Below are 23947 nucleotides of genomic sequence, written 5' to 3'. Positions count from 1 at the left end.
CGGGTCAGGTGGGGGGGAGGAACGCGTTGGGCCAGGTGGCGGAGTGCTCGTCCGCCGGGAAGTCGCCGGCGTGCAGCCGGACGTCGCGGAGCAGGTCGTAGAGCGTCTTCATCTGCTCCGGGTCCAGCGCCTCGAGCGCGAACCGCACCTCGACCAGCGCCGCGGTGGCCCGCTCGGTGACCTCCCGGCCGGCGTCGGTGATCGCCACCAGCGTCGTCCGCCGGTCGGTCGGGTGAGGCTCGCGCCGGATGAACTGCTGCGTCTGCAGGCGGTCGACGATGTTCGTGATGCTCGTCGGGTGCACCATCAGGCGCTGGCCCATTTTGCTCATCGGGAGGCTGCCGTTCCGGCTGAAGCACAGCAGCACCAGCGCTTCGTAGCGCGCGAACGTCAGCTGCAGCGGACGCAGCGCCGCCTCGATCCGTCCGAGCAGCAACTGCTGCACCCGCATGATCGAGGTGGCGACCGCCATCGCGTCCGCGTCTTCCCAGCGGGCGCTCCACTTGCGGGCGGCCTCCTCGACCGGGTCGAACGGCAGAGAGCTCGGCGCGGCCATGGCTTGCAGGGTAACGGGGACGCCGCGGCCGGGCGGCACGGTGCCTACGGTGGTGATCATGGCGACATGCGTGGACGACCTGGGCGCGACGCTCATCGTGGCGGACGAGGTACGCCGGGTGGTCAGCCTGGTGCCCTCGCTCACCGAGACCGTCGCGGCGAGCCGCCGGGAGCTGCTGGTCGGCGTCACCGACTGGTGCTCGCACCCCCCCGACCTCGACCTGCCGCGGATCCGGGGAACGAAGAACCCGGACGTCGAGGCGGTCGTCGCGCTGCGGCCCGACGTGGTGCTGGCCAACCAGGAGGAGAACCGCGCCCCGGACCTGGATGCGCTGCGTACCGCCGGCGTCCCGGTATACGTCACCGACATCCGGACGGTTCCGGACGCGATCGAATCGCTGGGGCGGGTGCTGGCGCTCCTCGGGCTTCCCCGTCCGACGTGGCTCGAACAGGCAGCGGACGAGTGGGGAGCGCCGCTCCCGTCCGGTGGTGCCGCACCAGCGGTGGTCGTTCCGATCTGGCGGCGGCCGTGGATGGCGCTGGGCTCCGACACGTTCACCGGTGACCTGGTCGAGCGGCTCGGCTACCGCAACGTGCTCGGCGACAGCCCCGAGCGCTACCCACGGTTCGACCCGGCGGCGCTGCCCCCGGTCGACCTGGTACTGCTGCCCGACGAGCCGTACGCGTTCACCCCGGACGACGGGCCCGAGGCGTTCCCCGGGACGCCGTTCGCGTGCGTCGACGGCCGCTCACTGACCTGGTACGGCCCCAGCCTCGCGGGCGCCCGCACCCGCCTGCGCACGGCGATCGAGGCTCAGCGCACCCGCGCGAAGTCGTTGGAGTAGTACGCCGCCGATCGTCAGGGCTCGCCGAACAGCACTGGACAGACACGATTGGAAGTCAGATAGTAGGAAGTCAGAGTATTGGCACTCCGACGGGATGAGCTCATGGGCCCGGTACTGCACACCCCGGAACACCCTGTCCGCTTCGTCACGGCGTCCAGCCTGTTCGACGGCCACGACGCGGCGATCAACATCATGCGGCGGATCCTGCAGTCCCAGGGTGCGGAGGTGATCCACCTCGGGCACAACCGGTCGGTGCGCGAGGTGGTGACCGCCGCGATCGAGGAGGACGCCCAGGGGGTGGCGATCAGCGCCTACCAGGGCGGCCACGTGGAGTACTTCAGCTACCTGGTCGAGCTGCTGAACGAGCGGGGCGCCGGGCACGTCAAGGTCTTCGGCGGCGGTGGGGGAGTGATCGTCCCGGAGGAGATCGCGCTGCTGCACTCGCGCGGCGTCGCCCGGATCTTCTCGCCCGCGGACGGGCAGCGGATGGGGCTCGCCGCGATGATCAACTCGATGATCGCCGCGTGCGACTACTCCCTCGCGAGGCCCGCGGACGGCGCCACCGAAGGGAGCGCGGCGCCGGTGTTCGACCAGGGCGCCGCCCTGGACGGGCTGTTCACCGGCGCGAGCCGCGCCGTGGCCAGGGCGATCACCCTCGCCGAGGCCGGTGCGGTCCCCGACGACCTCGCGGACGAGATCCGCGCTCGCGCGCAGGCCCGCACCGTGCCGGTTCTCGGCATCACCGGCACCGGTGGCTCGGGGAAGTCGTCGCTCACCGACGAACTGGTCCGCCGGTTCCGCCTGGACCAGCAGGACAAACTCCGGATCGCGGTCCTCGCGGTCGACCCGACCCGCCGCCGCGGCGGTGGCGCGCTGCTCGGTGACCGGATCCGGATGACCGCCCTCGACGGCGACGTCGTGTTCTTCCGGTCGCTCGCCACCCGGCACGCGGGCCGGGAGCTCCCGGACGGCCTGGCCGGCGCGATCGAGACCTGCAAGGCCTCCGGGTTCGACCTGGTGATCGTCGAGACGCCCGGCATCGGCCAGGGCGACGCCGCGATCGTCCCGTTCGTCGACTTCTCGCTCTACGTGATGACGCCGGAGTTCGGCGCCGCGTCGCAGCTCGAGAAGATCGACATGCTCGACTACGCCGACGCGGTCGCGATCAACAAGTTCGAGCGGCGCGGCGCCGAGGACGCCCGTCGCGACGTCGCCCGCCAGCTGGTGCGCAACCGGGAAGCGTTCGGCGCGGCCTGGAGCGACATGCCGGTGTTCGGCACCAGCGCCGCGACGTTCAACGACGACGGTGTCACCGCGCTCTACCAGTTCCTCCGCGACGAGCTGGCCGGCCGCGGCTTGGACGTCTCCGACGGCGTCCTCCCCGCGGCGACCGGCAAGACCTCCACGTCCGCCGCGACCGTCGTCCCGCCGACCCGGGTGCGCTACCTCGCCGAGATCGCCGAGGACGTCCGCACCTACCACCACACCACCGCCGAACAGGTCGCCGCCGTCCGGCAGCGGGCCCACCTCGTCGCGGCGAAGGACGCGCTCGCGGCAGCGGGCGCCTCGACCGAGGACCTGCAACGCCTCCTCGACGCGGCGGCCGTCGACCCCGCCGCCGACGACGCGCTGCGCGCCTGGCCGCGGACCGTCGAGCAGTACTCCGGCGACGAACTCGTGGTGCGCGTCCGTGAGCGAGAACTCCACACCGCACTCCGAAAAGAGACGCTCTCCGGCACGAAGGTCCCCCGAGTCGCGCTGCCCCGCTACGTCGACGACGGCGAGCTGCTCCGGTTCCTGCGGGCGGAGAACCTGCCCGGCCGCTTCCCGTTCACCGCCGGCGTGTTCCCGTTCAAGCGCGAGGGCGAGGACCCGGCCCGGATGTTCGCCGGCGAGGGCGACGCGTTCCGCACCAACCGGCGGTTCACATACCTCTCGCAGGGGTCCGAGGCCACCCGCCTGTCGACCGCGTTCGACTCGGTGACGCTCTACGGCCGCGACCCGGACACCCCGCCGGACGTCTACGGCAAGATCGGCACGTCGGGTGTCTCGATCGCCACGCTGGACGACATGAAGGCGCTGTACGCAGGCTTCGACCTCACCGCGCCCACCACGTCGGTGTCGATGACGATCAACGGACCGGCGCCGACGATCCTCGCGTTCTTCCTCAACACGGTGATCGATCAGGAGCTGGCGAAGGCCGGGCCCGACGCCGATGTGGCAGCCGTCAAAGCCCGGGCACTGCAGACCGTCCGGGGCACCGTCCAGGCCGACATCCTCAAGGAGGACCAGGGCCAGAACACCTGCCTGTTCTCCACCGAGTTCAGCCTCAAGATGATGGCCGACATCCAGGAGTGGTTCATCCAGAACCAGGTCCGCAACTTCTACTCGGTGAGCATCTCCGGCTACCACATCGCCGAGGCCGGGGCGAACCCGATCAGCCAGCTCGCGTTCACGCTCGCCAACGGGTTCACCTATGTGGAGTCCTACCTGGCCCGCGGAATGGACATCGACGACTTCGCGCCGAACCTGTCGTTCTTCTTCTCCAACGGCATGGACGCCGAGTACACCGTGCTCGGCCGGGTGGCCCGGCGGATCTGGGCGATCGCGATGCGCAACCGCTACGGCGCGAACGAGCGCAGCCAGAAGCTCAAGTACCACGTCCAGACGTCCGGCCGGTCGCTGCACGCGCAGGAGATGCAGTTCAACGACATCCGGACGACGCTCCAGGCGCTCACCGCGATCTACGACAACTGCAACAGCCTGCACACCAACGCCTACGACGAGGCGGTGACCACCCCGACCGAGGCGTCGGTGCGGCGCGCGCTCGCCATCCAGCTGATCATCAACCGCGAGTGGGGGCTCGCGATGAACGAGAACCCGCTGCAGGGCTCGTACGTCGTCGACGAGCTCACCGACCTGGTCGAGGAGGCCGTGCTCGCGGAGTTCGACCGGATCGCCGAGCGCGGCGGCGTTCTCGGCGCGATGGAGACCGGGTACCAGCGTGGCCGGATCCAGGACGAGTCGATGCTCTACGAGCAGCGCAAGCACGACGGGTCGCTGCCGCTGATCGGCGTCAACACGTTCCTGCCGCCGGATGGCGGAGAGGAGACCGGGCCGGTCGAGCTGGCCCGCGCCACCGAGGACGAGAAGCGCTCCCAGGTCGAGCGGGTGCGCGCCTTCCAGCAGCAGCACCAGGCGGAGGCCCGGGAGGCGCTGCGGCGGCTGAAGGAAGCGGCGATGGCGGGCGAGAACGTGTTCGCGGTGCTGATGGACGCCGCCCGGGTGTGCAGCCTCGGCCAGATCACCGAGGCGTTCTTCGAGGTCGGCGGCGAATACCGCCGCAACGTCTGATCGCGGTCGCTAGTTTGGAGTACGGCGACGACGCACGGTGACGCGATGGCGGTGCTTCATGGGCGACCAGCGAGCGAACCCCTCGGGGTTCGGGGCGCGCTTGCGCCGACGACGCGAGGAGGCCGGGCTCTCGTTGGACGCGTTGAGCCGGATCACCGGTTACAGCAAGGGCTACCTGAGCAAGTTGGAACGAGGGGTGAAGAGGCCCAGCATCGAATGCGCGCGGCGTTGCGATCATCTTCTGAGCGCGCAGGGATCTCTCGCGTCGCTGGGTCCTAGTCGGCGCCCTCCTAGCGCGCTGCCGGAGTCGGCGTCGTCGATCGGGGAAATCTGGCGTCTGGAGTTGCGACCCGACGGCCGTGACTCCGTGATGTTGGTCGACGAGGCGTCGGATTCCACCGCCGAGACGGCGTTGCTCGGCTGGTCCCTCGATTCCGGGGTCGGTCGGTCGTCGGAGCCACCGCTGGCAGAGATCGGTCGTGTGCTCGAGGATCTCCGGACCATCGGGCACGGTTCGCGCCCCGCGCTCGTGATACCAATGCTCGTCGGAGGTCTGCACCTCTTGCGTCAGCTGGCCGGTCGAGCATCGGCACGGAGCAAGCGTGAGGTGCTGAGGCTGGCGACGCGGTTCGCCGATTACACCGGCTGGATGGCTCAAGAGACCGGTGACGAGCGTGCGGCGCTCTGGTGGACGGACTTCGCCATGGCGCTCGCCCGCGCCGCGGAGGACTCGGATTCTGCCGCCTACGCCCTCGTGCGAAAGGCCGAGCTGGCGCTCTACCGCGGCGACTGGTCCACGGCGATCAGCCTGGTGGAGAGCGCGCAACAGCACTCCCGTGACCCGGTAGTCCTCTCTATCGCGGCGCAGCGTGAGGCCCAAGGCCGAGCGCTCAGTGGAGACGAGCGCGGGTGCCGTCGTGCTCTGGAGCGCGCGCGTCGCACCGCTGCGGCGGAAGTGGGCCGGCCACCGCAACGAGCCTCCTACGGCAGTCACTCACTAGCCGATCCAATCGCGTTCGCCGCAGGCTGGAGCCTGTACGACCTCGGGCAGTCCGAAGCGTGCGTCGAGTTGCTCAGTGAGGAGCTGCAACGGTTGCCTGAGCACGCGCATCGGATGCGGGCCCGCTGCGCCGTCCGACTGGCCCGAGCCCTGGCGGGACAACACCGGGTGGCCGAGGCGTGTCTCGTCATCGACCCGGTGCTGGGGGAACTGATCGCAGTCGACTCGGCGACGATCCGAGTTGACCTTCGTGAGCTTTCGGTGACCCTGAATCGGTGGCACTCCCACGGTGCCATCCGCCGGATACAACCAGCATTGGCCCAAGCCCTGACGCACTGAGTGGTTGATCCCGAAAGGCCATGGAATCCGAATCGGCACGATCGCGGGTCGGCTTTTCGGACGGGACGGATCAGATTTCTGGCCGTTTCCCGCCGTTCAACCGGGAAACCTTCTTGTTGCCTCCGTCCAGGGCAGTCATTGTTGTCGCGTCCCGTGCTCTGGGTGCCGATGTCGCTACCCTGCGTTCTGCGGAGGTATGTCCTCGTGGCTGGAATCTTCCTCAACTACCGAACTAACGATGGAGGAATGGCGGCACGGCTACTGGATTCCCGCCTGACTGGCGTCTTCGGTCGCGAAAGCGTCTTCTTGGACAGCGAGTCGCTGCCGGCCGGTGAGGACTTTCGACCCTTTCTCAACCGGCGGCTGCAGACCTGCGACGTCCTCCTGGTCGTCATCGGGCCACATTGGCTCACGTTGCACGCTCCCGACGGGCAGCGGCTAGTCGATCGTCCCGACGACTTCGTCTCCATGGAGATCGCGGTGGCCCTGCAGCGTCCGATCAAGGTCATCCCGATCCTGTTGGACGGTGCACCGGATCTCGGCGCGGCGTCGCTCCCGGCGGAGATCAGTGATCTCGCGCACCGGCAGCGCAAATACCTGCGTGAGCGCACGTATGAGAGCGACCTTGACGACATCGTCCGGGTACTCCGCGGAATCCTCGGTGAGGAACCGGACGTCGAGGCTCGCAGCGGTCGGGGAGATGCGCGGGCCACTAACAGCCACAATCAGGTTTCCGGAAACCACAACTCCTTCGGCGATGTGACCGTCAAGGCTGACCGCAGCGCGGTGGCCCACGGGCGTGGCTCCAACGCCACCTACAACGAGCACCGAAAGAACCGGACGGATCGTCGGTGAGCGTCGAGGAAACGGCGGCATCCAGTGGTTCGCCGCCTGGAGATGACTCGGCACCGGCGCCGGAGGGGGGCGCCGGTGCCGGCGCGAACGGGGCGGGTGGCCCGCAGTCTCCGGCAGGGCCACCGTCTGCCGCCGCGGCGCGACCGGCGTTGGAGGCAGGCGGCGCGAACGCGAAACAGGCGAGTGAGTCGCCCGGGAGTGCCGCGGCCGCGTCTGGCAACGCATCCGGCAAGTCCGATGACGCCGTCCAGAACGACACCCAAATCGACGATTTCGCCCAGGCAGAGGACGCGCGCCGATCCGGCCGCAATCGCTTCGACCGGTCCGCGGCTGCCTTCGGGCCCGACGCGCAGTCGTTCTACTTCGAGAACGTCACCCAACACTTCGTGGACGACCGGCAGATCAACGTCACCACGGCGCGGATTCGTGAGAGTGCGCAGCAAGACTTCCTCGAAAGCTACGTCCGGGTGTCGTCGTGGGACGCGATGACGCGCGCGTTCGGCGGCGACGAGCACTTGGTCGTCGTGTACGGGCCGCCGGGAAGCGGGCGGCACGCCACCGCCGTCAACTTGCTGAACACGGTGCAGGTAGGCGGTTGGCTCGGCCTGCTGGAGACCGAGCCAGACGCGCTGGGTGCGCTCTTCTCGCGCAGCCCGGGAGCGGACGCGCCTGATTCCCCGATCGCTCCGGACGATCGGCTCATCATCGATCTGCAGGGCCGACCCCCGACCGAGAACCAGTGGCGCACGATCGCGAACGAAGCGCGCACCAACAAGGCGTATGTCGTCGTGGTCGCTTCGGAGGCGACGGGCCCTTACCCGCTCGACCTGACGGCCTGTGCGAACGTACCTCCAGCGGTCGAGACGGTGTTCGAGAAGAACCTCGCTTACCGGCTGAAGCAGCACCGCGAGTCGTGCACCCGGGAGACGTGTCCCGCGGATTCGGACGACTTCTTCGCCAAGCAGCACACGAATCCGCAGGCGATCCGGTTGGCGCAGCTCGCCGGGGCGCTGCACGAAATCGGGGAACTCGCCCGTGAGCTGGTCAGGTACGTGCACGAGCCCCCGGAGAAGATTACGGACCTACTGGCGCAGTGGCGGGTACGGCTTCGGCGTAGGGCCGCCGATCTACTCGCGGTCCGCTCACCGGCGGTCGGGGTTGAGGCAGGCGGGGCAGCGCAGCGTGGCGAACGCAGTGATCGTCTTCTGTTGCGGCGACAAGTGTTCCGGCTCTCGTTCGCGGTGTTTCAGGAACATCCGCTCAGCGATGTCTTCGCGGCGGGCAGCAGCTTGCTGGCGCACGTCACCCAGGTGCCGCAACGACGGGTGACGCTCGCTGAGATGCCGCTGCTCATCGTTGACGGGGAGGTCCGCGAGCTCCTCGGCGAGGACATGGCGCCGACCGAGGCGGTAGCCGCTGACACCGGACCGCGGCGAGCTCAGCTCATGGAGAGGGAGTTGGTCAACGCCATCCTGGACGTGGCCTGGCACGACTACAGCACCTTTCGCGAGCCGCTGGTTGCTTGGCTGGACGAGCTGGTCCGCTGGCCCAACGTCCGGGTGCGGGTCCGCGCGGCGCAGACCGCCGGGCTGCTGGCCCAACTCGACTACGACGAGGTCCGCCGACGGCTGATTGCCCGATGGGCAGCCGGCCCGGCGTACACCCGCGCAGCCGCGGCGGATGCGTTGGACATCGCGGCGCGGGAGGAGTCGATCGCACCGCGGGTCCGCGATCGGATCGCCGATTGGGCGCAGACGGGCTCACCCCTGCTGCAGGACACCGCGGCCCGTGCGTACGGCAGTGCGTTCGGGGTGGTCGGCACCACCAAAGCCATCGCCGAGCTGCGCGACCTGGGCTCGCGGCGGGCCCTGATCGGGTGGAACTCGGTTGCGCTCGCGCTGGTGCAGCTGTCCATCGCCGGTGCGTCGGACGAGGTGGTCGGGGCGCTCACCGAGTGGATCGGCTCGACGGAGCCCAATTTGCGCAGCCACGCTGTCCGCGCGTTCTTGATGCTCGTTCACCTAGACCTCGAGCTCGGCCGCGATCGGACGCTCGACGAGCTCGCGCATACCCGGGACGGTCGCGAGACGTTGGTCAAGCTGTGGCGGGGGGCGTTGGTGGACGGGCGCACCTCCCGTCGAGCCTGGCTGGACCTCGGCAAATGGCTGAGCACGGTGGACGAACGGCCGGAGCTCGCGGAGTACACCGAGGCTATCGCCGCGGCGGTACTCGCGGACTCGGGCGGCCGGGCTCGGTTCTGGCTGCGGGTATGGGCCGGCCGACATCCACACGCGTCGATCTTCGGTCGCATCACTCTTCCGCGCTGAGCGTCCGCGAGGGTTGCTCCGGTCAGAAAGGAACGTCCCGTGGCGGACACAGGAGGCTTGCGAGGCTGGCTCCGGTCGATCTGGCGTTCACAGGGGCCCTCCGAACCGGTGACTGACACGGTTTGCGACTCGCCCGATCCACTGATCCCGCTGCTGGTGCCGGCGGGCGGTCAGGTCTTTGACTTCTGCCTCTTCGTCTACCTCAGGTGGTCGAGCCCGACCCACACCTACGGTCAGCTGCAGTCGTTTGGCCATCAGCATGCGGCTACCGCCCGTTCCACCGTCCGGCGGTCGGCCTGGGAGATCGGGCGCCGACACGAGCCCACCTCCATCGCCGATGTGGAGCGGGAGATCAACCGTTGTTTCGCCGGTGGCCTGTGCTACGAGGACGACAGGTACGGCACCGTCCGCTGCGAGCCGACCGTACGAGTCCTGATGGACCAGCGGCTCCGCCAGCATCTGGAGCCGCTGGGCCTGTCCCGCGCCGAGGAGGAGGAACGCCACCGCGGTGAGATGGCGCGGGCGGCGTTGGCCGAGGAGCGCACTCGCTTCTGGCTCGACACCCTTCGAACGTTCGAGGGAGCTCCGCCACTCGCTGAGGAAACCGACGCAGATCCCGTCCGGCGGGCGGAACTGGAGAGGAAGCGGGCCCGAGCTGAGATGAGACGACGGCGCTTCCTGTTGCCGTTCGCGGCCCAGCTCGCCGATGAGCGTCTCGCCCAGGTGGCCGATGCGCTCTCCCAGTTCCGATGGCAGCGCGGCGCGGACCTGGTCACGGTGCTGGGGAGCGCGCGGGACGATCACCGGCGCGTCGGACTCTACGAGTTCGCCCAGGCCTACGACCGGGCCATCGAGCTGTTCTGCGAGGAGTTGGGCCTCAGCGTGGATGACGTCTCGGTGCCCGTGCAGCTCGACGCGGCAGCCGACGGATGACCGCCGCGCGATGGTTGGCGGGCGCTGTGCTGCTGGCGGTTTTCGTCGGGACCACCGGCTGCGGGATCGGTGACCTGTCGAAGCAGTCGGAGACCGACCGATGCCGATGGATGAGCTCGCCGACGCCGGCGGCGGGCCGCACGGTCATTCTCGTGGACGCTTCGAACTCGACGCGGGGAAGCGCAGCGGGCAATCCGGAGACGGGCGGTCCAGCTCCGCACTATCGCCAGGCTTTTCAGAAGGTCGTGCAGGACGCCGTCGGGCGGCGCGACGCCGTGTCGGTGGCAAGCTTCAGCGGCACGTCCCGCGACCTCGCCTGGGTGGTGACCGGCCGGTCGACCGATTGGCAGCGGGACGTGGGGAACGAACACAATCAGCAGCGCAGGCGGTCGGACGCCGTCGACTGCCTCACTCGCGAGGCCACGCCGGCGATTGGGGCGACGCCGCTGGCCGCCGGAACCGACGTGCTCCAAGCGATCCGATTCGGAGCCGGTGCGATCGATCGAGGTTCACGCGGAGGGCACCTGGTGATCTTGACCGATGGCCTCTCCACCGCCGGTTGCGCCGATCTGACCGCGATCGACCGGTGGACGGACGCAGAGATCACCGCCATCGGCGAGAGGTGCGCGAGGAAGAAGTCACTGCAGCCCGGAGACCTCTCCAGGATCGACCTCTCGATCATCGGCGTCGGGCACTCGGGCCCCGGCTATCCGATGTCACCGGACGCACGTACGGACTGGCTGACGACGCTGTGGAAGACGCTGTGCGTACGCGGGACCGCCCGGTCGTGCCGAGTCGAGGATCAGCCGGTGTCCGGGACGGGGTCGACGCCGGCACCGAGCCCGACGGTCGACGATCCCGTCGTTGCGCTGGCCGGTCGGGTGAGGGTTTACCCCGTTCCGGGAGCGGCGCTGTTCGACGGTGACTCGGCCACCCTGCGGCGGGACGGTGAAGCCGAACTGACGAGGATCGCCCGATCGATCCGGGCGGCCGATTGGGTGCAGGTCAACGGCTATGCCGCACCGCACGGGGAGCCAGGGTTCCTCCAGCGACTCTCCCAAGGGCGCGCCGAGCGCGTCGGCGATTTCCTCCGGGGTCATGAGGTACCGGTGGTCTCCAGCCGTGGGCTCGGCGTCACCCGGAGCTGTCCGGATGCGGCGCTGTCTCAGCGACTTAGTCCCGACGAGTGCTCCCGGCGGGTCGACATCGTGGTCGGGACCTCCTGAGAGGCGGACGGATGAGCGAAACGGTTACACAGGACGGCTGGCGCACTCGGACGAACACGACGTGGGCTGCTCCGCTGCCGTGCACGAGCCAGGCCCTGAGTGCGCTGCCACCTGAGCCGACCGTCGAGCAGGTCGATGACGCCGAAGCAGCTGAGCTACTCCGTGCCTTCACTCGCGCGAACTCCTCCCTCGCTCGCGCGCATGAAGGGCTACGCGCCACATCGCAGGCCATGTCGGCGACCTACCAGGACGCCGCGCACGCCATCGACGGCGTCACTCGGTACTCGGCCGACTCGGCGATTCGACGCGCCGTCGCCTTGGATGAAAAGGTCGCCCGGCGGCACGCGGCCGACGGACCGGAGAGCCGGCAGCGCCGACGAGTTCCTTCGTGGCTCGTGTGGCCTGCCTTGATCGCCAGCGCCATCTTCGATGGAGCCTTCGTAGGTCTGGTGGTGCAGCAGATTCTCAACGTCGGGTCCGACGACGCGGTCTACTACCTGGCCTACTTGCCGGGCATCGGCATGGCCCTGGCACTTTTCGTCACCGGCACGATGCTGGCCGAGAACCTCTTCCGCCACCGCGAGCGGGTAATCCGACGACCGTTCCGTGGACGCCTCACGCCCTGGACCGCCACGAAGCGGCTGTTCTGGGAGTGGCGCCCGGAGCGCGAGGAGCGGGCTGATGAGGACCTACCCTGGCCCCGACTGGCCGTGCCCTTCCTGCTGACCATCGGGCTGCTCGGGCTGCTCGGCCTGTTCGGCTACATCCGGGCGGCACTTGCGACGCGCGATTTTCCGGAACTCGGCAGGATTATGCCGATTTTCGTTTTGCTGCTGCTGATTCTTAGCGTGGCGACGGTTGCTCTGAAGGTGCTGGCGCACAATCCGTATGCGGACAGCAGAAGGGAGGCCGAACGCCTCATGCGTCGGGTGCACCGTGAGGCGGCGACAGTTCGGAAACGCGCCAACGACGCGGTGGCCGCTCACACCGTCGAGTGGCATACCTATCGGGCCGCCGTGGTCCAGGCCGAGAATGAGGCGCGGCGCATCTTGGACGAGAGTTGCGCAGGCATGCTGGACGAACGTGGACAGCGCGGCTACCGCGGGACCTTGAGACTGCCGCTGGACGGCCCGGAGTGGCCGCCCGATCACTGGTCGGGCCGGGCCGGCCGCGGGCCGAAGCTCGACCTGACGATTCTGGGCCCTGCCCGGGACCTAGTCCGACGTCGCCATCCCAAGCTGCTCGAGCGGCGACTCGCGAAGGCGATCGCGGCGCAGAACGCCCAGTTTGGCCGAGCCGAACAGCGGGCGGGCGTCAGGGCTGGGCAGCGGTCGTGAGGCGGTCGAGGCCGACCAGGATCTCCCGGGACGCCTGGGACGCCGTGTTCAGCTGACGGGTGACCTCCGCGAGCGCCGCGCCCTGCTCGTCGACCGCGCTGGCGATGTCGTCCTGCAGGGTCTTGACCGTTTCCACGACGGCGGCGGTCGAGGTGAAACTCTGCGCCACGGCTTCGGTCTCACCGACGATCGCGGCGATCACCCGGCTCACCTCGCCTGCCGACGACGCGGTCTCGTTGGCCAGCTGCTTGACCTCGCTGGCGACCACGGCGAAGCCCTTGCCGAGGTCCCCGGCGCGGGCGGCCTCGATCGTGGCGTTCAGCGACAGCAGGTTGGTCTGCCCGGCGAGCTGCGCGATCAGCGCGTTGACCTCCGCGATCTCGCCCACCGACCGCTCCAGGTTCTGGACCCGCTCGCTGGCGGCGGCGGCCGTCTCCTGGCCGGCCGCAGCGGTCCCGGACGCGTCGGCGGAGCGCCGGGCGACGTCGTGGACCGTGCCGGACAACCGCTCCAGCTCGGCGCCCACCGCTCCGAGCGCGTCCAGCGCCAGCTGGGCGCCGGCACCGATCTCCGCGGCGTCCGCGGCGAGACGTTCGGAGAGCGCGACCGCCTCCAGGCCGTGTTGCCGGTCGGCCTCCGCCTGGCGGGCGGCGGACTCCTGCGCGGCCAGGTCGCGGTCGCGGCGCTCCTGGTCGGCGACGGCGGCGATCACTTCGACCTCACGCTCGGCCTGCTCGGCGAAGTGCCAGAAGATCACGATGCCGGCGATCTCCAGCACGGCCAGACCGGCGTGGACACCGACCATCAGGACGGCCTCGCCGGTGTGGGTGTGGGCGCCGAACACCCGTTCCGGTGCGAGCAGGCCCAGCGCGCCGTGGTGGATCAGGATGACCAGGACGGACCAGAGCAGCGGCGTCCACTGCTGGTAGAGCGCGACGAAGATCAGGATCGCGTAGAGGTGGATGTGGGCGGCCATCTCGCCGCCGGTGAGCTCGATCGCGACGAACGTGCAGGCGATGAGCCCGACGCTGGTGAGCGCGGCGCGCGTCTTCGGTGCGTCGGCGCTGCCGCCGCCGACCGCGAGTGCCGCGATCGCTGCGGGGAGCGCGAACGCCTCCCAGGTGGCCATCGGCCCGAGGAGGCCGACCAGTACGAGTACCGGTACGTGGCCCCAGAGCAGGCGGAGCAGGATGCGGTGGCGGGCGGCCCACGACTCGTCGGAGAGGCGTCCTCCTCGCGGGAGTTGTCCCAGCAGCGAGGTCATACCCGTGTGATCGGCGTCACCGGGGTGGTGCTGAGCATCCCTGCGCTCCATTCGCCATGGACTGTTCGACGGCGTGTCATACTACGGCAAATAGGTTGAATTGGGTCGTATTTATCCGTCGCATCTCCGGGTGGAGGAACCTCTCGATGGCCGCGCCGCCGCGATCGTCCGACGGGCACGAGTCTCCCGCGACCTCCTACACTCGCCCCGGCACGCTCTACGGGCGATCCGCGACGGTCTACGGGCGCACGGTCACCGATTCCGATCTGCCCTCTACGACCGACCGCGAGACGTCGGACGAACTTTCCGACGAGTCCGGGTTCCTGGGGTTCACCGGTGTGTCCGACACGTCGTCCGGGCGGCACTTCGCGTCCGGCGAGGAGCCCGAGCGGTGGTCCGGAACGACGCCGGCCGGGCTGCCCGCGGTCGCCCTGGGCCTCGCGGTCCTCGCGCTGCTGATCGGCGGCGTCGCGACCGTCGCCGGGGTCGTCGCCGTCGGGCGGGCGAGCACGGCGCAGGTCGCCGCCGAGCGGGCGGCGAGCGAAGCCGCCAGCGCCGCGGCCGACGCCCGCGCGGCACCGACGTCGGGCGCATCGCAGCAGGCAGTGGTGCCTGCCCCGGCCTCCGCCCCACCGTCCGCTCCCGCGGCCGGGTCGACGCTCGACCCGGACCGCCTGGATCCGCGATCCAACTACGAGCTGGCCTACACCGAGCAGCTCGTGCGGGCGCAGCCGAGCAGCTGCGAGGGCACCGACGTCGATCTGGACGAGCCGCGGGTGCTCCCGCCGACCGGCGCCGACGCCGCCTACCGCAACTGCGCCGACGGGTTCCACCTCGACTTCGACGAGTCGTCGCGGTTCGCGGTGGTGACCGACCCGCAGGCATCGGCCGGTGAGTGCGCGAACGCGATCCGAGCCGACCCGGGGGTCGGCTGGGTCTCGCCGACACCCGGCACGACGGTCTGCGTCCTCACCTCGCGGCTCGCCGCTGAGCCGCAGGGCCTCTCGACGAAACTGGTCCGGCTGCACGTCCAGACCGTCGAGGCCGACGGCACGCTGGCTGCCCAGCTCACCGCCTGGGTCGTCCCTTAGCGGTCCGGCGTGCAGGGCGTCCGGTCAGACGTGCAGCGCGTCCCGGGCGCCGACCATGCCACCGAGCATCGCGGCCGCCTTGTTGCAGGCTTCCAACAGCTCCGGCAACTGGCTGTGGCAGGCCAGCAGATCGCCGGTCTCGGCCGCCGCGCCGATCCGCGTGCAGGCACGCGCCACCCGCACCGCACCGACCGTGATGCTCGCCGACCGCAGTGAGTCGGCGGCCGCGACGGTCTGGCGGGTGTTGGACCGCCGGATCGCCGCCTGCAACCGCAGTCGTCGGCCGGGCAGCTCGGTCAGGTACGCGCGGAGCAGCGTCATCGCCGCGTTCCGGTCCCCCTCCAGCTCCTCGGTCAGCCGGGTGATGACGGCGACGTCGACCTCCAGCTGGGCCGGCAGGGGCGTGTTCGGCAACTCGAGCTCGGCCGGTGCGGCGGAACCCTCCGTCCCGGGGGTGACCGCGGCGAGCGCGGCCCGCAGCCGCTCCAGGTCGACCGGTTTCGGCAGGAAGCCGTCCATGCCCGCGGCCAGGCACTCCTGCTGGGTGTCGGACGAGACGTCCGCGGTCACCGCGATCACCCGGACCCGGCGGGGGACCGCCATCTGGTCCTCGGCCGCGCGGATCCGCCGGGTCGTCTCGATCCCGTCGATGTCGGGCAAGTGCCGATCCATCAGGACGACGTCGTAGTCGCCCTGGATCGCGGCGGCGATCCCGGCCGCACCGGTGGTCACCGTGTCCAGCGCGTGCCCGAGCCGGGCGAACTGCCGCTGCGCGAGGATCCGGTTGACGGTGTTGTCCTCGACCAGCAGCACCCGCAGACCCATCCGGCTGGCCACCGCCCGCACCGCCGCCCCCGGCACGGCGGTGTCGGCCGGCTTCAACGCCACCGAAAGGGTGACCGCGGTGCCGCCGGCCGAGCCCCGGGTGGCGGTGACCCGCCCGCCGAGACGGTCCGCGAGCAGCCGGGCGAGGTACAGCCCGAAGCGGCGGCCGTCCGCGGGCGGCGTCGGCCGGGCCGAGTGCAGCCCCGCCCAGACGTGAGCCGGCAGTCCCGGCCCGGCGTCGGTGACCGAGAACCGCATCGGCAGGCCGTCCGGACCGGCGTGCCCGGCCCGCTCCACCGAGATCGCGATCGGCGACCGGCCGTGCGCCACCGCGTTCGTGACCAGCTCGGACAGCGCGTCCGACAGCGCGTCCCGGTCGCCGGAGAGCGCCGACGGGATCCGCGGGTCGATCTGGATCCCCACCCCCGTGGTCGTGCTGACCGCGGCGGTGACCTCGCCCAGGAGTTCCGGCAGATCGAAGGTCCGGGCGGCCGGTGCGGACGTCCCGCGGCCGGTGGAGAGCACCCCGAGCAGCGCGCCGATGCGGTTGCACGCGGCCAGTACCTCTTCGGCGCCGCTGATCACCTGCTCGGCCAGCTGACGCTGGCTCTCGTCGAGACCCGACATGACCAGCAGCTCACCGAAGCCGAGCAGCGAGTGCAGCGGCGTCCGGATGCCGAACGTGAGGCTGTTGGACAGTAGTCGGGCGATCGAATCCGCGGATGATTCCGCGGACGTGTCGGGGTTCATGGGTCCTCGTTCCGGGTGTCGGGCGCCGAGTGGATCAGGCGGCCTGGGTGGCGATCGCCTCGGTGAGCTGGTTCAAGACGTCCGCCTGGTACTGCTCGGTCGGCTGCAGGTAGACCACGCGACGGCGGGATCGCGCTCCGAACCGTGTCTTCTGCAAGTCGGCGCTCATACCCAGCAGCAGCCGCTTGGCGCCGCGACGCTGCGCGCTCCGGAACGTCTGCCAGAGCGTCTGCTGGTAGCTGCGGTGCGACTTCACGTAGGCGTAGTCGAGGCCGACGAACACCGGCGCGAGGTGCTCCGGTCCGACGTACAGCAGCGCGAACGCCACCGGCCGGTCGGTCGGCCCGTCGGCACCGTCGGTGAAGTGCAGCAGGGCCAGCTCCCAGCACGGCGCGGCCAGCACTTCGTCGAACAGCCGCCGCGGCAGCGGGAACACGTTCAACTCGAGGTTACGGGCGTGGACGTTCCGGTAGAGGCGGTAGAGGTGGTCGCGCTCGGCGGTGGTGAGCGCGGCCGCGGCCTCGGTGCCGCCGACCACGTTCGTCACCCGGTACCGGCCCTCCCAGCCCAGCACCGCGGTGCGCTGGTGGTACCGGGCCTTCTTGGCCAGCCCGGCGAGGAACTGCGTGTCGTCGGCGAAGTCGAGCTCACGCTCCCAGGTCGGCATCGTGGGCAGCCGCAGGAAGCCCTCGCCGACCAGGAAGTCGTGCAGCTCCTGCGCCTCGGGCGAACCGTCGTCCTCCAGATCGCGCAGCGCCAGCGCCGAGGCGGCGTTCTTCTCTTCCTCGGTGCGAGCGGCGGTCAGGATCAGCCGGAGGGCCGCCCGCCAGTCCGCGCGACGGTCGAGCCAGAGGTGGTCACCCTCGGTGATCAGGGTACCCATTCCGACCACGGTAGACGTCAGGTACATGGGGAAGTCCGCGCGCCGCCGCTCGACCTCGGTCGAGACCTCGACGGACGAGAGCATGTCGTCCTTCCAGCACGCCGCGGTGAAGAACGTCGCGGCGACCGGGGCGCCCGAGGAGTCCCGCACGATCCAGTAGGTGAATCGCCAGCCGTGCGGGTCGGACGCCGGGTCGCCGTCGAACGCGCGCTCGTACGTCCGCAGCGCCGCCCAGCCGAACGCGCCGCGCCCGGCGAGCATCCGGTCCCACTCGGCCGCCTCGATCGTCTCGATCGTGTCGTGCCGTTCCAGCCGCAGCTCGGCCTCGTCGGACGGCGCGGGCTCCGCGATCTGGAGCAGGACCGGCGGTGCGGCAGGCACCGACCGGAGCCGCACCGGACGCCCGGCCAGCTGCCGGGAGAACACGCTGACCAGCTCCTCCTGGGAGCTGCCCTCGTCGGCCAGCGCGGCCGGCAGCGCGGCCGCGATCGCGTCGACGAGCGCGACGATGTCGGCGTCGGTGTGGTGGTAGGTCAGCGTGACCCGGGCGCCGGAGCGCTTCGCGGCCACCGCCGGGTAGGACGCGGTGTCGACGAAGAACCCGGCCTCCAGCAGCCGGCCGGTGAGGTTGTAGGCGACCGGCGGCCCGCCGGCCGCGATGTACCGGATCGGCGACTCGTCGACCGAGACGAGCGGGAGCTCCTGCTCCTCGGCCAGCTTGTTGAATAGGCGGATCGACGCGGCCAGGCGCTCCTGCCGCTCGGCGAGGGCGGGCGAGAGGTGCCAGCGGGCGGACGCGATCACGGCGCCCAGCATCGGGGGCTGCACCGGGCCGGCGAAGATCATCGGACCGCCGACCGTGCGTACCCGGCGGAGCAGCTCCTCGTTCGGGAACGTGAGCGCGCCACCGGCGGCGGCGAACGACTTGTTCAGCGACGCGGCGACGAGCGTGCGCTCCGCGGCCGCCGGGGTGAGCCGGTCGAGCACGTGGCCGCTGCCGTTCGTGCCCGTCCAGGACGCGCCGTGCGCGTCGTCGAGGTAGAGCCAGAGCTTGGGGAACTCCTCGACCAGCCGGCACAGCGCCGCGACCGGCGCGAAGTCGGCGTACATGCTGTAGAGCCCGTCGCCGGCGTACCAGATCCGGTCGTGGGTGCGGGACAGCTCGGCGACCCGGGCGGCCAGGACCTCCAGGTCGCTGTGCGGGACCAGCTCGACCAGCGTGCCCTGGGCCTGCGCCAGCTTCGCGGCGGTCTGGACGCTGGCGTGGACCTGGTGGTCCAGCAACAGCGCGTCGTTCGCCCCGATCAGCGTCGGCATCGCCGCCAGGTGCCCGAGCGTCGTGCTCGGCGTGATCAGCGTCGGCCGTCCGAACACCTCGCTGAGCAGCGTCTCCGCCTCGGTGTACGCGGGGGAGGAGAGGTAGGCGCGGGACGACGAGAACTGGGTGCCGTACCGCGTGACCGCGTCGGTCACCGCCTCGGCCAGCGCGGGGTGGGTCTCGAGCCCGAGATAACTGCAGGAGCCGAAGTTGATCAGTCGGCGCCCGCGGACGGTGACGATCCGGCCGTCGAGCCGATCGTCCTCGGCGACGTTGTGCAGCATCCCGCGGCGAACGCCGTCGGAGATGACGTCGTCAACGGCGCGCAATACGTCAGCGGCGGTCGGCATGGCGATCTGGCTCCCTTGTCGTCTCGGTGATTGCTTCGGCGCAGATCGGCGGCCCCATTTGGGGATTGAGGGGTATAACCAGGTCGCAACCCGCTCAGCAACCGTGTGCGCTTGCCGATCGGGTGGATGTGACGAACCGGACAACGGAACCGGCTCCTTCGGCTGCGGCGCACGGCGCCGACGACCGAACGGGCGTCGAGCTACTGGTCGAGGTCGGAACGCTGCTCTCCGCGTCCTCGGTGGCCGCGCTCGACAGCGGGCTGGAGCTGTCGGTGGTGGCGGTGGCCGCCTTCGTCGGCGGCCGGAGGGGTGAGCTGGTCGTCCGCCCGGCGACGAACCCCGGTCCGACGGAGCCGTTTCCCCTCGCCGACGCGGAGCCCGCGCCGGAGCCCGCCAGCCTGGCGGACGCACCGGGGCTCACCCCCGGCCTGCCGCCGGTGCCCGCGTCCGGCGTCCACGCTGCGTCGGTTCCTCCGCCGCTCACACCGGCGGCCGGACCGGCTCCGGTTCCCGATCTGCCGGCCGGCTCACCCGGCATCGGCGCCGCGCCGGGCCTGAGTGACAAGCAGTGGCAGCGCCTGGACGAGGGGCGCCCGATCGTCGACGCGACCAGCCTCGGCGGCCCGGCCGTCCTGGTACCGGTAGCGAACGGAGGACTGGTCGTCGCCGCCCTGCGGATCGGTGGCCTGCTCAACGAGAGCGCGGTCGTCGAGAACCTCAACTCCAGCGAGCGGGGGGACATCGTGGTGGGCGCCGGCGCGCTGATGGGCGCCGCGATCGCCCGCCGCCGTACGCTCGCCACGGACGCGACGGCGGAGAGCCAGGCCCGCGCGATCCTGGACCAGATCGGGTCGGTGGTCGTCCAGGTCGACATGCTGGGCCGGATCTCCTACATCAACCAGGCCTGGAGCAAGCTGACCGGCATCCCGGCCGAGGAGATGATCGGCCGGAACGCGATGGACCGGGTGCACCCGGACGACCACCAGGTCGCCGCAGAGCACCTCGTCGAAGGCATGCGCGACCAGGCTCAGCGCACGATCAAGGACGTCCGGTTCCTCGACAAGGACGGCCGTCCGCGCTGGATGGAGGTGCAGGGAAAGGCGATTCTCAACGCGGCCGGCGAGGTGATCGGCTTCGGCGGGACGCTGCACGACGTCACCGAGCGCCACCAGGAGACGTTGAACGCGAACGCCGCCCGCGACCGCGCCGAGCAGGCCCGCGATCGCGCCGAACGCTCGAACCGGGCGAAGAGCGAGTTCCTCTCCCGGATGAGCCACGAGCTGCGCACCCCGCTCAACGCGATCCTCGGATTCGCCCAGCTCCTCGAACTCGTCGAGCTGGAGGATGAGGACGCCGACAACCTCAACCAGATCGTCCGGGCCGGCCGGCACCTGCTCGCGGTGATCAACGACGCGCTCGACGTCGCCCGGATCGAGACCGGGCGGCTCTCCCTCTCGGTCGAGGACGTCCGGGTCGAGGCGGTCGTCGACGAATGCCTCAACCTGATGCGTCCGCAGGCGGACGAGACCGGCGTCGCGCTGGTCCGGCCGACCACGGCCGACGTCGGCATGATCGCCCGCGCCGACCGGCAGCGGCTCCGTCAGGTGCTGATCAACCTGCTCTCCAACGCGGTGAAGTACAACCGGCCCAACGGCCAGGTCACGGTGGAGTACCACCCGGCCGACGACCGCGGGAACCGGGTCGCGCCCGAGCTCGCCGACTGGCTGCGGATCACCGTCGCCGACAGCGGCATCGGTATCCCGGCGGACCGGCTGAACGAGGTCTTCGTGCCGTTCGAGCGGCTGGGCGCCGAGCGGACCGGCGTCGAGGGCACCGGCCTGGGCCTGTCGCTGGCCAAGAGCCTGATGGACGCGATGGGTGCCCGGATCAGCCTCAGCAGCATCGAGGGTATCGGCACGACGTTCTACCTGGACCTGCCCGCGATGGCGGCGGTTCCGGACGGCGACCAGCCGGTCGTCCTCGACGCCGGCCCGAACGGACCGTCGCTCGCCACCACCACCGTGCTCTACGTCGAGGACAATCCGGCGAACGTCACGCTCGTGCAGCGGGTGCTCAGGAAACGCGAGAAGCTCCACCTGGTCGTCGCGCCCGACGGCGCGTCCGGTGTCCGGCTGGTCGAGGAGCTACGACCGGCGCTGGTCCTGCTCGACGTCCACCTGCCGGAGATGAGCGGCGACGAGGTGCTGGCGGCGGTCCGCAACCACGCGGACCCGGTGCTGCGCCGGACCCCGGTCGTCGTGGTCACCGCCGACGTCTCCGGTGGGGCGGAGCGGCGGCTGAAGGCGGCGGGCGCGGACGCGTTCCTCGCCAAGCCGATCGACGTCCACGCGTTGCTCGGCGAGGTCGACCACCACGTCGGCTGAGGTACGTCAGCCGCCGGAGAGACGGGGCGGGGCTGCCTCGGTGGGGGCGGCGCCGTGGGCGTCGTACCAGTCGAGGAGGCCGCGTACGTCGACCCCGTGCGGTGGTGCGTCGGCGTACGGACGCAAGCGGGCCACTCCCCGGGCGAGTAGCCGGGCCGACCCGTCCCGGTTGCCGCGCTGTGCGTGCGTGAGGCCCACGCAGAACTGCGCCAGGCCCTGCCAGAGCTCGCGCTCCGGTTCCGGCGCGGCCTTCCAGGCCGCCTCCAGCACCTCGTGGGCGGAGAACGCACGCCCACTCGTCAGCAGTCGCTGGGCCTCGGCGAGCGCCTGCGGCGGCGGCAACGGCTCCTCCGACACCGGAGGGACGCCCCGCGGGTCGCCGTAGGGGAGGGGACGCCCCAGCGCGTCCCGCGGCCGGGCCTGCCGCGGTCGCCCCAGGTCGTCGCGATCCCGGTCGTCGCTAGTCATGTCACCATCCTGCCGCGCCGCCGGATCCGGCGTTCGCGCGCTGTCCGCGACGACAGCGCGCTCGCGCCGGCGGCCGGTGCGGAGGGGTGGCGCTACGCCTCGGGCTGGGACGCCGATCGGGGCGGCACCCCCGCCACGCCGGACGCGCCGGTCGCGGAGTCGGAGCGCAGCTTCTCGTAACCGGGTGCGACCCGCGTCGGGTCGAACTCCACCACGGTGTAGTCGGCCAGGCAGTTCTCCGCGAACGGGTCCAGGGCGAGGCGCCGGTTCAGCTCCTCCCGCTCGACGCCGACCGCGAGGATCACGCCGCCGTGGCGCGGCACCCGGCGACCGGACGCGACAAAAACCCCATCGGCGAACTGACTGTCGAGCCATTCCAGGTGGGCGTCCATCTGGGCGTCCACTTCGGAGACATCAGCGACGTACGTAAGTGTCACAACGAACATTCGCGCACCCTATCGGCTGTCCGCCACCCACCCGACCGCGATCGGCGAATCCTGGTCGCCGCTACCCCCGGTTGGGCGGAAGCCGTCATCGTCCGCGGGTGAGCTCGGCGACGCCGAGCAGGAGCCGATCGACGTGGTCCTCGGTGCTGCCGAGACCGACGCTGGCCCGCACCGCGGACGCTCCCAGGCCCGCGCCGACCCGCACGGACGCGTCGGCGAGCAGCCGCTGCGACAGCGGGTGAGCGCAGAACAGCCCGTCCCGGACGCCGATGCCGTGCCGGGTCGCCAGTTGCGCCGAGACGTCGGCGGCCGGCACTCCGGCGACCGCGAAGCTGACGATGCCGACGCGGTCGTGCCCAGCCGGGAACGTCCGCAGCTCGCCCACGCCGGGTAGCGCGTCCAGCCCTTCGCGGAGACGCCGCACCAGCGCGTCCTCGTGGGCGGTCAATGCATCCCGGTCGGCCTCGCCCAGCGCTTCGCAGACCGCGGCGATCGCGACCGCTCCGAGCAGGTTGGGGGTGCCCGCCTCGTGCCGCGCGGGCCCGGTGTTCCAGTCCACGGCGAAGGATCCGTCGGCGTCGGCCGCGACGAACGCGGTGGCGCCGCCCCCGGCGAGGTACGGGTCGGCGGCGTCCAGCCAGTCGGCGCGGCCGACCAGCACACCTGCGCCGAACGGTGCGTACAGCTTGTGGCCGGAGAGTGCCAGGTAGTCGACGCCGGACTCGGCCAGAAGGACGGGGCGGTGCGGTGCGAGCTGGGCGGCGTCCACGGCGATGCGAGCACCGTGCCGGTGCGCCACGTCGGTCAGCTCGGCGAGCGGCCAGACCTCGCCGGTGACGTTCGAGGCGCCGGTCACCGTGACCAGCACCGGACCGGACAGCCCGGTCAGGGCGGCGTCCAGGCCGTCGACCGCCTCGCCGGCCGTCCGCGGCACCGGCAGCGACCGCGCCGTGCCCCGCGCCGTGCCCCACGGCAGCAGGTTCGCGTGGTGCTCGCCCGCCCACCCGACCACCGTCGTCCCGGTCGGCAGCGCGCGAGCCAGCAGGTTCAAGGCGTCGGTGGTGTTGCGGGTGAAGATCACGTGATCGTCCGGGCGGGCGCCGAGAAAGTCGCCGATCGTCTGGCGGGCCCGCTCGTAGGCCAGCGTGCAGCGTTGCGAGGCCGCACCTGCGCCGCGGTGCACGCTCGCGTACCAGGGCAGGAGCTGGTTCACCGCGTCCGCGGCGGCGGCCAGGCAGGGTGCGGTGGCCGCGTAGTCGAGGTTGACGTGCTGGGTGACGGTGCCGTCGGTGAGCGTTACCGGCAGGTCGTCACCCAGGACGCGAAGTGCCTGGGGGTGGGGGGCGAGAGTCACCGTGGCGAGCATAGGCGTCACTCCGAGTACAGGGGACCCCGCA

The 23947-nt window shown here is 70.9% G+C and carries 17 protein-coding genes; 10 read left to right on the top strand and 7 right to left on the bottom strand.

The window, feature by feature from the left end:
- Nucleotides 1–4: 4 nt before the first annotated feature.
- On the bottom strand, nt 5–556 hold the full coding sequence (locus tag ABEB28_RS09060) for a MarR family winged helix-turn-helix transcriptional regulator (protein WP_345727533.1): 552 nt from the start codon (nt 554–556) through the stop codon (nt 5–7).
- Nucleotides 557–614: 58 nt separating this feature from the next.
- Here ABEB28_RS09060 and ABEB28_RS09055 point away from each other — a divergent pair, with 58 nt between their 5' ends.
- From ABEB28_RS09055 to ABEB28_RS09020, 8 genes are all read left to right on the top strand, one after another.
- A complete protein-coding gene (locus tag ABEB28_RS09055; RefSeq protein ID WP_345727532.1) occupies nt 615–1400 on the top strand; it encodes a helical backbone metal receptor in 786 nt (261 codons plus the stop codon).
- 102 nt (nt 1401–1502) lie between these two features.
- A complete protein-coding gene (gene icmF / locus ABEB28_RS09050; protein WP_345727531.1) occupies nt 1503–4754 on the top strand; it encodes a fused isobutyryl-CoA mutase/GTPase IcmF in 3252 nt (1083 codons plus the stop codon).
- Nucleotides 4755–4812: 58 nt separating this feature from the next.
- Nucleotides 4813–6093 (top strand): NsdA family TPR-like regulatory protein, encoded by a 1281-nt coding sequence (locus ABEB28_RS09045; RefSeq protein WP_345727530.1) that lies wholly within the window; start codon nt 4813–4815, stop codon nt 6091–6093.
- A gap of 204 nt (nt 6094–6297) precedes the next feature.
- A complete protein-coding gene (locus tag ABEB28_RS09040; RefSeq protein ID WP_345727529.1) occupies nt 6298–6948 on the top strand; it encodes a toll/interleukin-1 receptor domain-containing protein in 651 nt (216 codons plus the stop codon).
- Nucleotides 6945–9275: a hypothetical protein gene (locus tag ABEB28_RS09035; RefSeq protein WP_345727528.1), complete on the top strand. Its 2331-nt coding sequence runs from the start codon at nt 6945–6947 to the stop codon at nt 9273–9275. Before ABEB28_RS09040 ends, ABEB28_RS09035 begins: the two co-directional genes overlap by 4 nt.
- A gap of 108 nt (nt 9276–9383) precedes the next feature.
- A complete protein-coding gene (locus ABEB28_RS09030; RefSeq protein ID WP_345727527.1) occupies nt 9384–10208 on the top strand; it encodes a hypothetical protein in 825 nt (274 codons plus the stop codon).
- Nucleotides 10205–11434 (top strand): hypothetical protein, encoded by a 1230-nt coding sequence (locus ABEB28_RS09025; protein ID WP_345727526.1) that lies wholly within the window; start codon nt 10205–10207, stop codon nt 11432–11434. The genes ABEB28_RS09030 and ABEB28_RS09025 overlap by 4 nt, the downstream gene beginning before the upstream one ends.
- 11 nt (nt 11435–11445) lie before the next feature.
- Nucleotides 11446–12771, top strand: coding sequence for a hypothetical protein (locus ABEB28_RS09020; protein WP_345727525.1), 1326 nt, complete (start codon nt 11446–11448; stop codon nt 12769–12771).
- Here ABEB28_RS09020 and ABEB28_RS09015 read toward each other — a convergent pair.
- Nucleotides 12749–14035: a methyl-accepting chemotaxis protein gene (locus ABEB28_RS09015; RefSeq protein WP_345727524.1), complete on the bottom strand. Its 1287-nt coding sequence runs from the start codon at nt 14033–14035 to the stop codon at nt 12749–12751. The two genes, ABEB28_RS09020 and ABEB28_RS09015, sit on opposite strands and share 23 nt — an antisense overlap.
- Nucleotides 14036–14181: 146 nt before the next feature.
- On the opposite strand from ABEB28_RS09015, the gene ABEB28_RS09010 reads away from it, so the two are divergent.
- Complete coding sequence (locus tag ABEB28_RS09010) at nt 14182–15126, top strand: hypothetical protein (RefSeq protein ID WP_345727523.1); 945 nt, start codon at nt 14182–14184, stop codon at nt 15124–15126.
- A gap of 24 nt (nt 15127–15150) precedes the next feature.
- On the opposite strand, the gene ABEB28_RS09005 is transcribed toward ABEB28_RS09010, so the two are convergent.
- Both ABEB28_RS09005 and ABEB28_RS09000 read right to left on the bottom strand, forming a co-directional pair.
- Nucleotides 15151–16701, bottom strand: a complete 1551-nt coding sequence (locus ABEB28_RS09005; protein ID WP_345727522.1) for a response regulator — start codon at nt 16699–16701, stop codon at nt 15151–15153.
- A gap of 34 nt (nt 16702–16735) precedes the next feature.
- Nucleotides 16736–19252 (bottom strand): aminotransferase class I/II-fold pyridoxal phosphate-dependent enzyme, encoded by a 2517-nt coding sequence (locus tag ABEB28_RS09000; RefSeq protein WP_345727521.1) that lies wholly within the window; start codon nt 19250–19252, stop codon nt 16736–16738.
- 128 nt (nt 19253–19380) lie between these two features.
- Between ABEB28_RS09000 and ABEB28_RS08995 the strand changes: the two genes are divergently transcribed.
- Nucleotides 19381–21636 carry an ATP-binding protein gene (locus ABEB28_RS08995; protein ID WP_345727520.1) on the top strand — a complete coding sequence of 752 codons (2256 nt, stop codon included), beginning with the start codon at nt 19381–19383 and terminating at the stop codon, nt 21634–21636.
- Nucleotides 21637–21642: 6 nt separating this feature from the next.
- On the opposite strand, the gene ABEB28_RS08990 is transcribed toward ABEB28_RS08995, so the two are convergent.
- From ABEB28_RS08990 to ABEB28_RS08980, 3 genes are all read right to left on the bottom strand, one after another.
- Nucleotides 21643–22104, bottom strand: coding sequence for a DUF309 domain-containing protein (locus tag ABEB28_RS08990; RefSeq protein WP_345727519.1), 462 nt, complete (start codon nt 22102–22104; stop codon nt 21643–21645).
- Between the two features lie 92 nt (nt 22105–22196).
- A complete protein-coding gene (locus ABEB28_RS08985) occupies nt 22197–22550 on the bottom strand; it encodes a YciI family protein (protein WP_345727518.1) in 354 nt (117 codons plus the stop codon).
- An 85-nt stretch (nt 22551–22635) separates the two neighbouring features.
- The gene (locus ABEB28_RS08980; RefSeq protein ID WP_376981407.1) at nt 22636–23916 is read right to left on the bottom strand and encodes an aminotransferase class V-fold PLP-dependent enzyme; all 1281 of its coding nucleotides are present in this window, start codon (nt 23914–23916) and stop codon (nt 22636–22638) included.
- Nucleotides 23917–23947: the final 31 nt, after the last annotated feature.

Origin of the sequence: Cryptosporangium minutisporangium (assembly GCF_039536245.1) — a bacterium.
Classification (GTDB): Bacteria; Actinomycetota; Actinomycetes; order Mycobacteriales; family Cryptosporangiaceae; genus Cryptosporangium; species Cryptosporangium minutisporangium.
This window is presented reverse-complemented; position numbering and strand designations above follow the sequence as displayed.

Bases quoted from the DNA above. Each gene is read 5' to 3' on its own strand.
- ABEB28_RS09060 (WP_345727533.1), bottom strand. From the start codon at position 556: ATGGCCGCGCCGAGCTCTCTGCCGTTCGACCCGGTCGAGGAGGCCGCC.
- ABEB28_RS09055 (WP_345727532.1), top strand. From the start codon at position 615: ATGGCGACATGCGTGGACGACCTGGGCGCGACGCTCATCGTGGCGGAC.
- icmF (WP_345727531.1), top strand. From the start codon at position 1,503: ATGGGCCCGGTACTGCACACCCCGGAACACCCTGTCCGCTTCGTCACG.
- ABEB28_RS09045 (WP_345727530.1), top strand. From the start codon at position 4,813: ATGGGCGACCAGCGAGCGAACCCCTCGGGGTTCGGGGCGCGCTTGCGC.
- ABEB28_RS09025 (WP_345727526.1), top strand. From the start codon at position 10,205: ATGACCGCCGCGCGATGGTTGGCGGGCGCTGTGCTGCTGGCGGTTTTC.
- ABEB28_RS09020 (WP_345727525.1), top strand. From the start codon at position 11,446: ATGAGCGAAACGGTTACACAGGACGGCTGGCGCACTCGGACGAACACG.
- ABEB28_RS09015 (WP_345727524.1), bottom strand. From the start codon at position 14,035: ATGACCTCGCTGCTGGGACAACTCCCGCGAGGAGGACGCCTCTCCGAC.
- ABEB28_RS09010 (WP_345727523.1), top strand. From the start codon at position 14,182: ATGGCCGCGCCGCCGCGATCGTCCGACGGGCACGAGTCTCCCGCGACC.
- ABEB28_RS09005 (WP_345727522.1), bottom strand. From the start codon at position 16,701: ATGAACCCCGACACGTCCGCGGAATCATCCGCGGATTCGATCGCCCGA.
- ABEB28_RS09000 (WP_345727521.1), bottom strand. From the start codon at position 19,252: ATGCCGACCGCCGCTGACGTATTGCGCGCCGTTGACGACGTCATCTCC.
- ABEB28_RS08990 (WP_345727519.1), bottom strand. From the start codon at position 22,104: ATGACTAGCGACGACCGGGATCGCGACGACCTGGGGCGACCGCGGCAG.
- ABEB28_RS08985 (WP_345727518.1), bottom strand. From the start codon at position 22,550: ATGTTCGTTGTGACACTTACGTACGTCGCTGATGTCTCCGAAGTGGAC.
- ABEB28_RS08980 (WP_376981407.1), bottom strand. From the start codon at position 23,916: ATGCTCGCCACGGTGACTCTCGCCCCCCACCCCCAGGCACTTCGCGTC.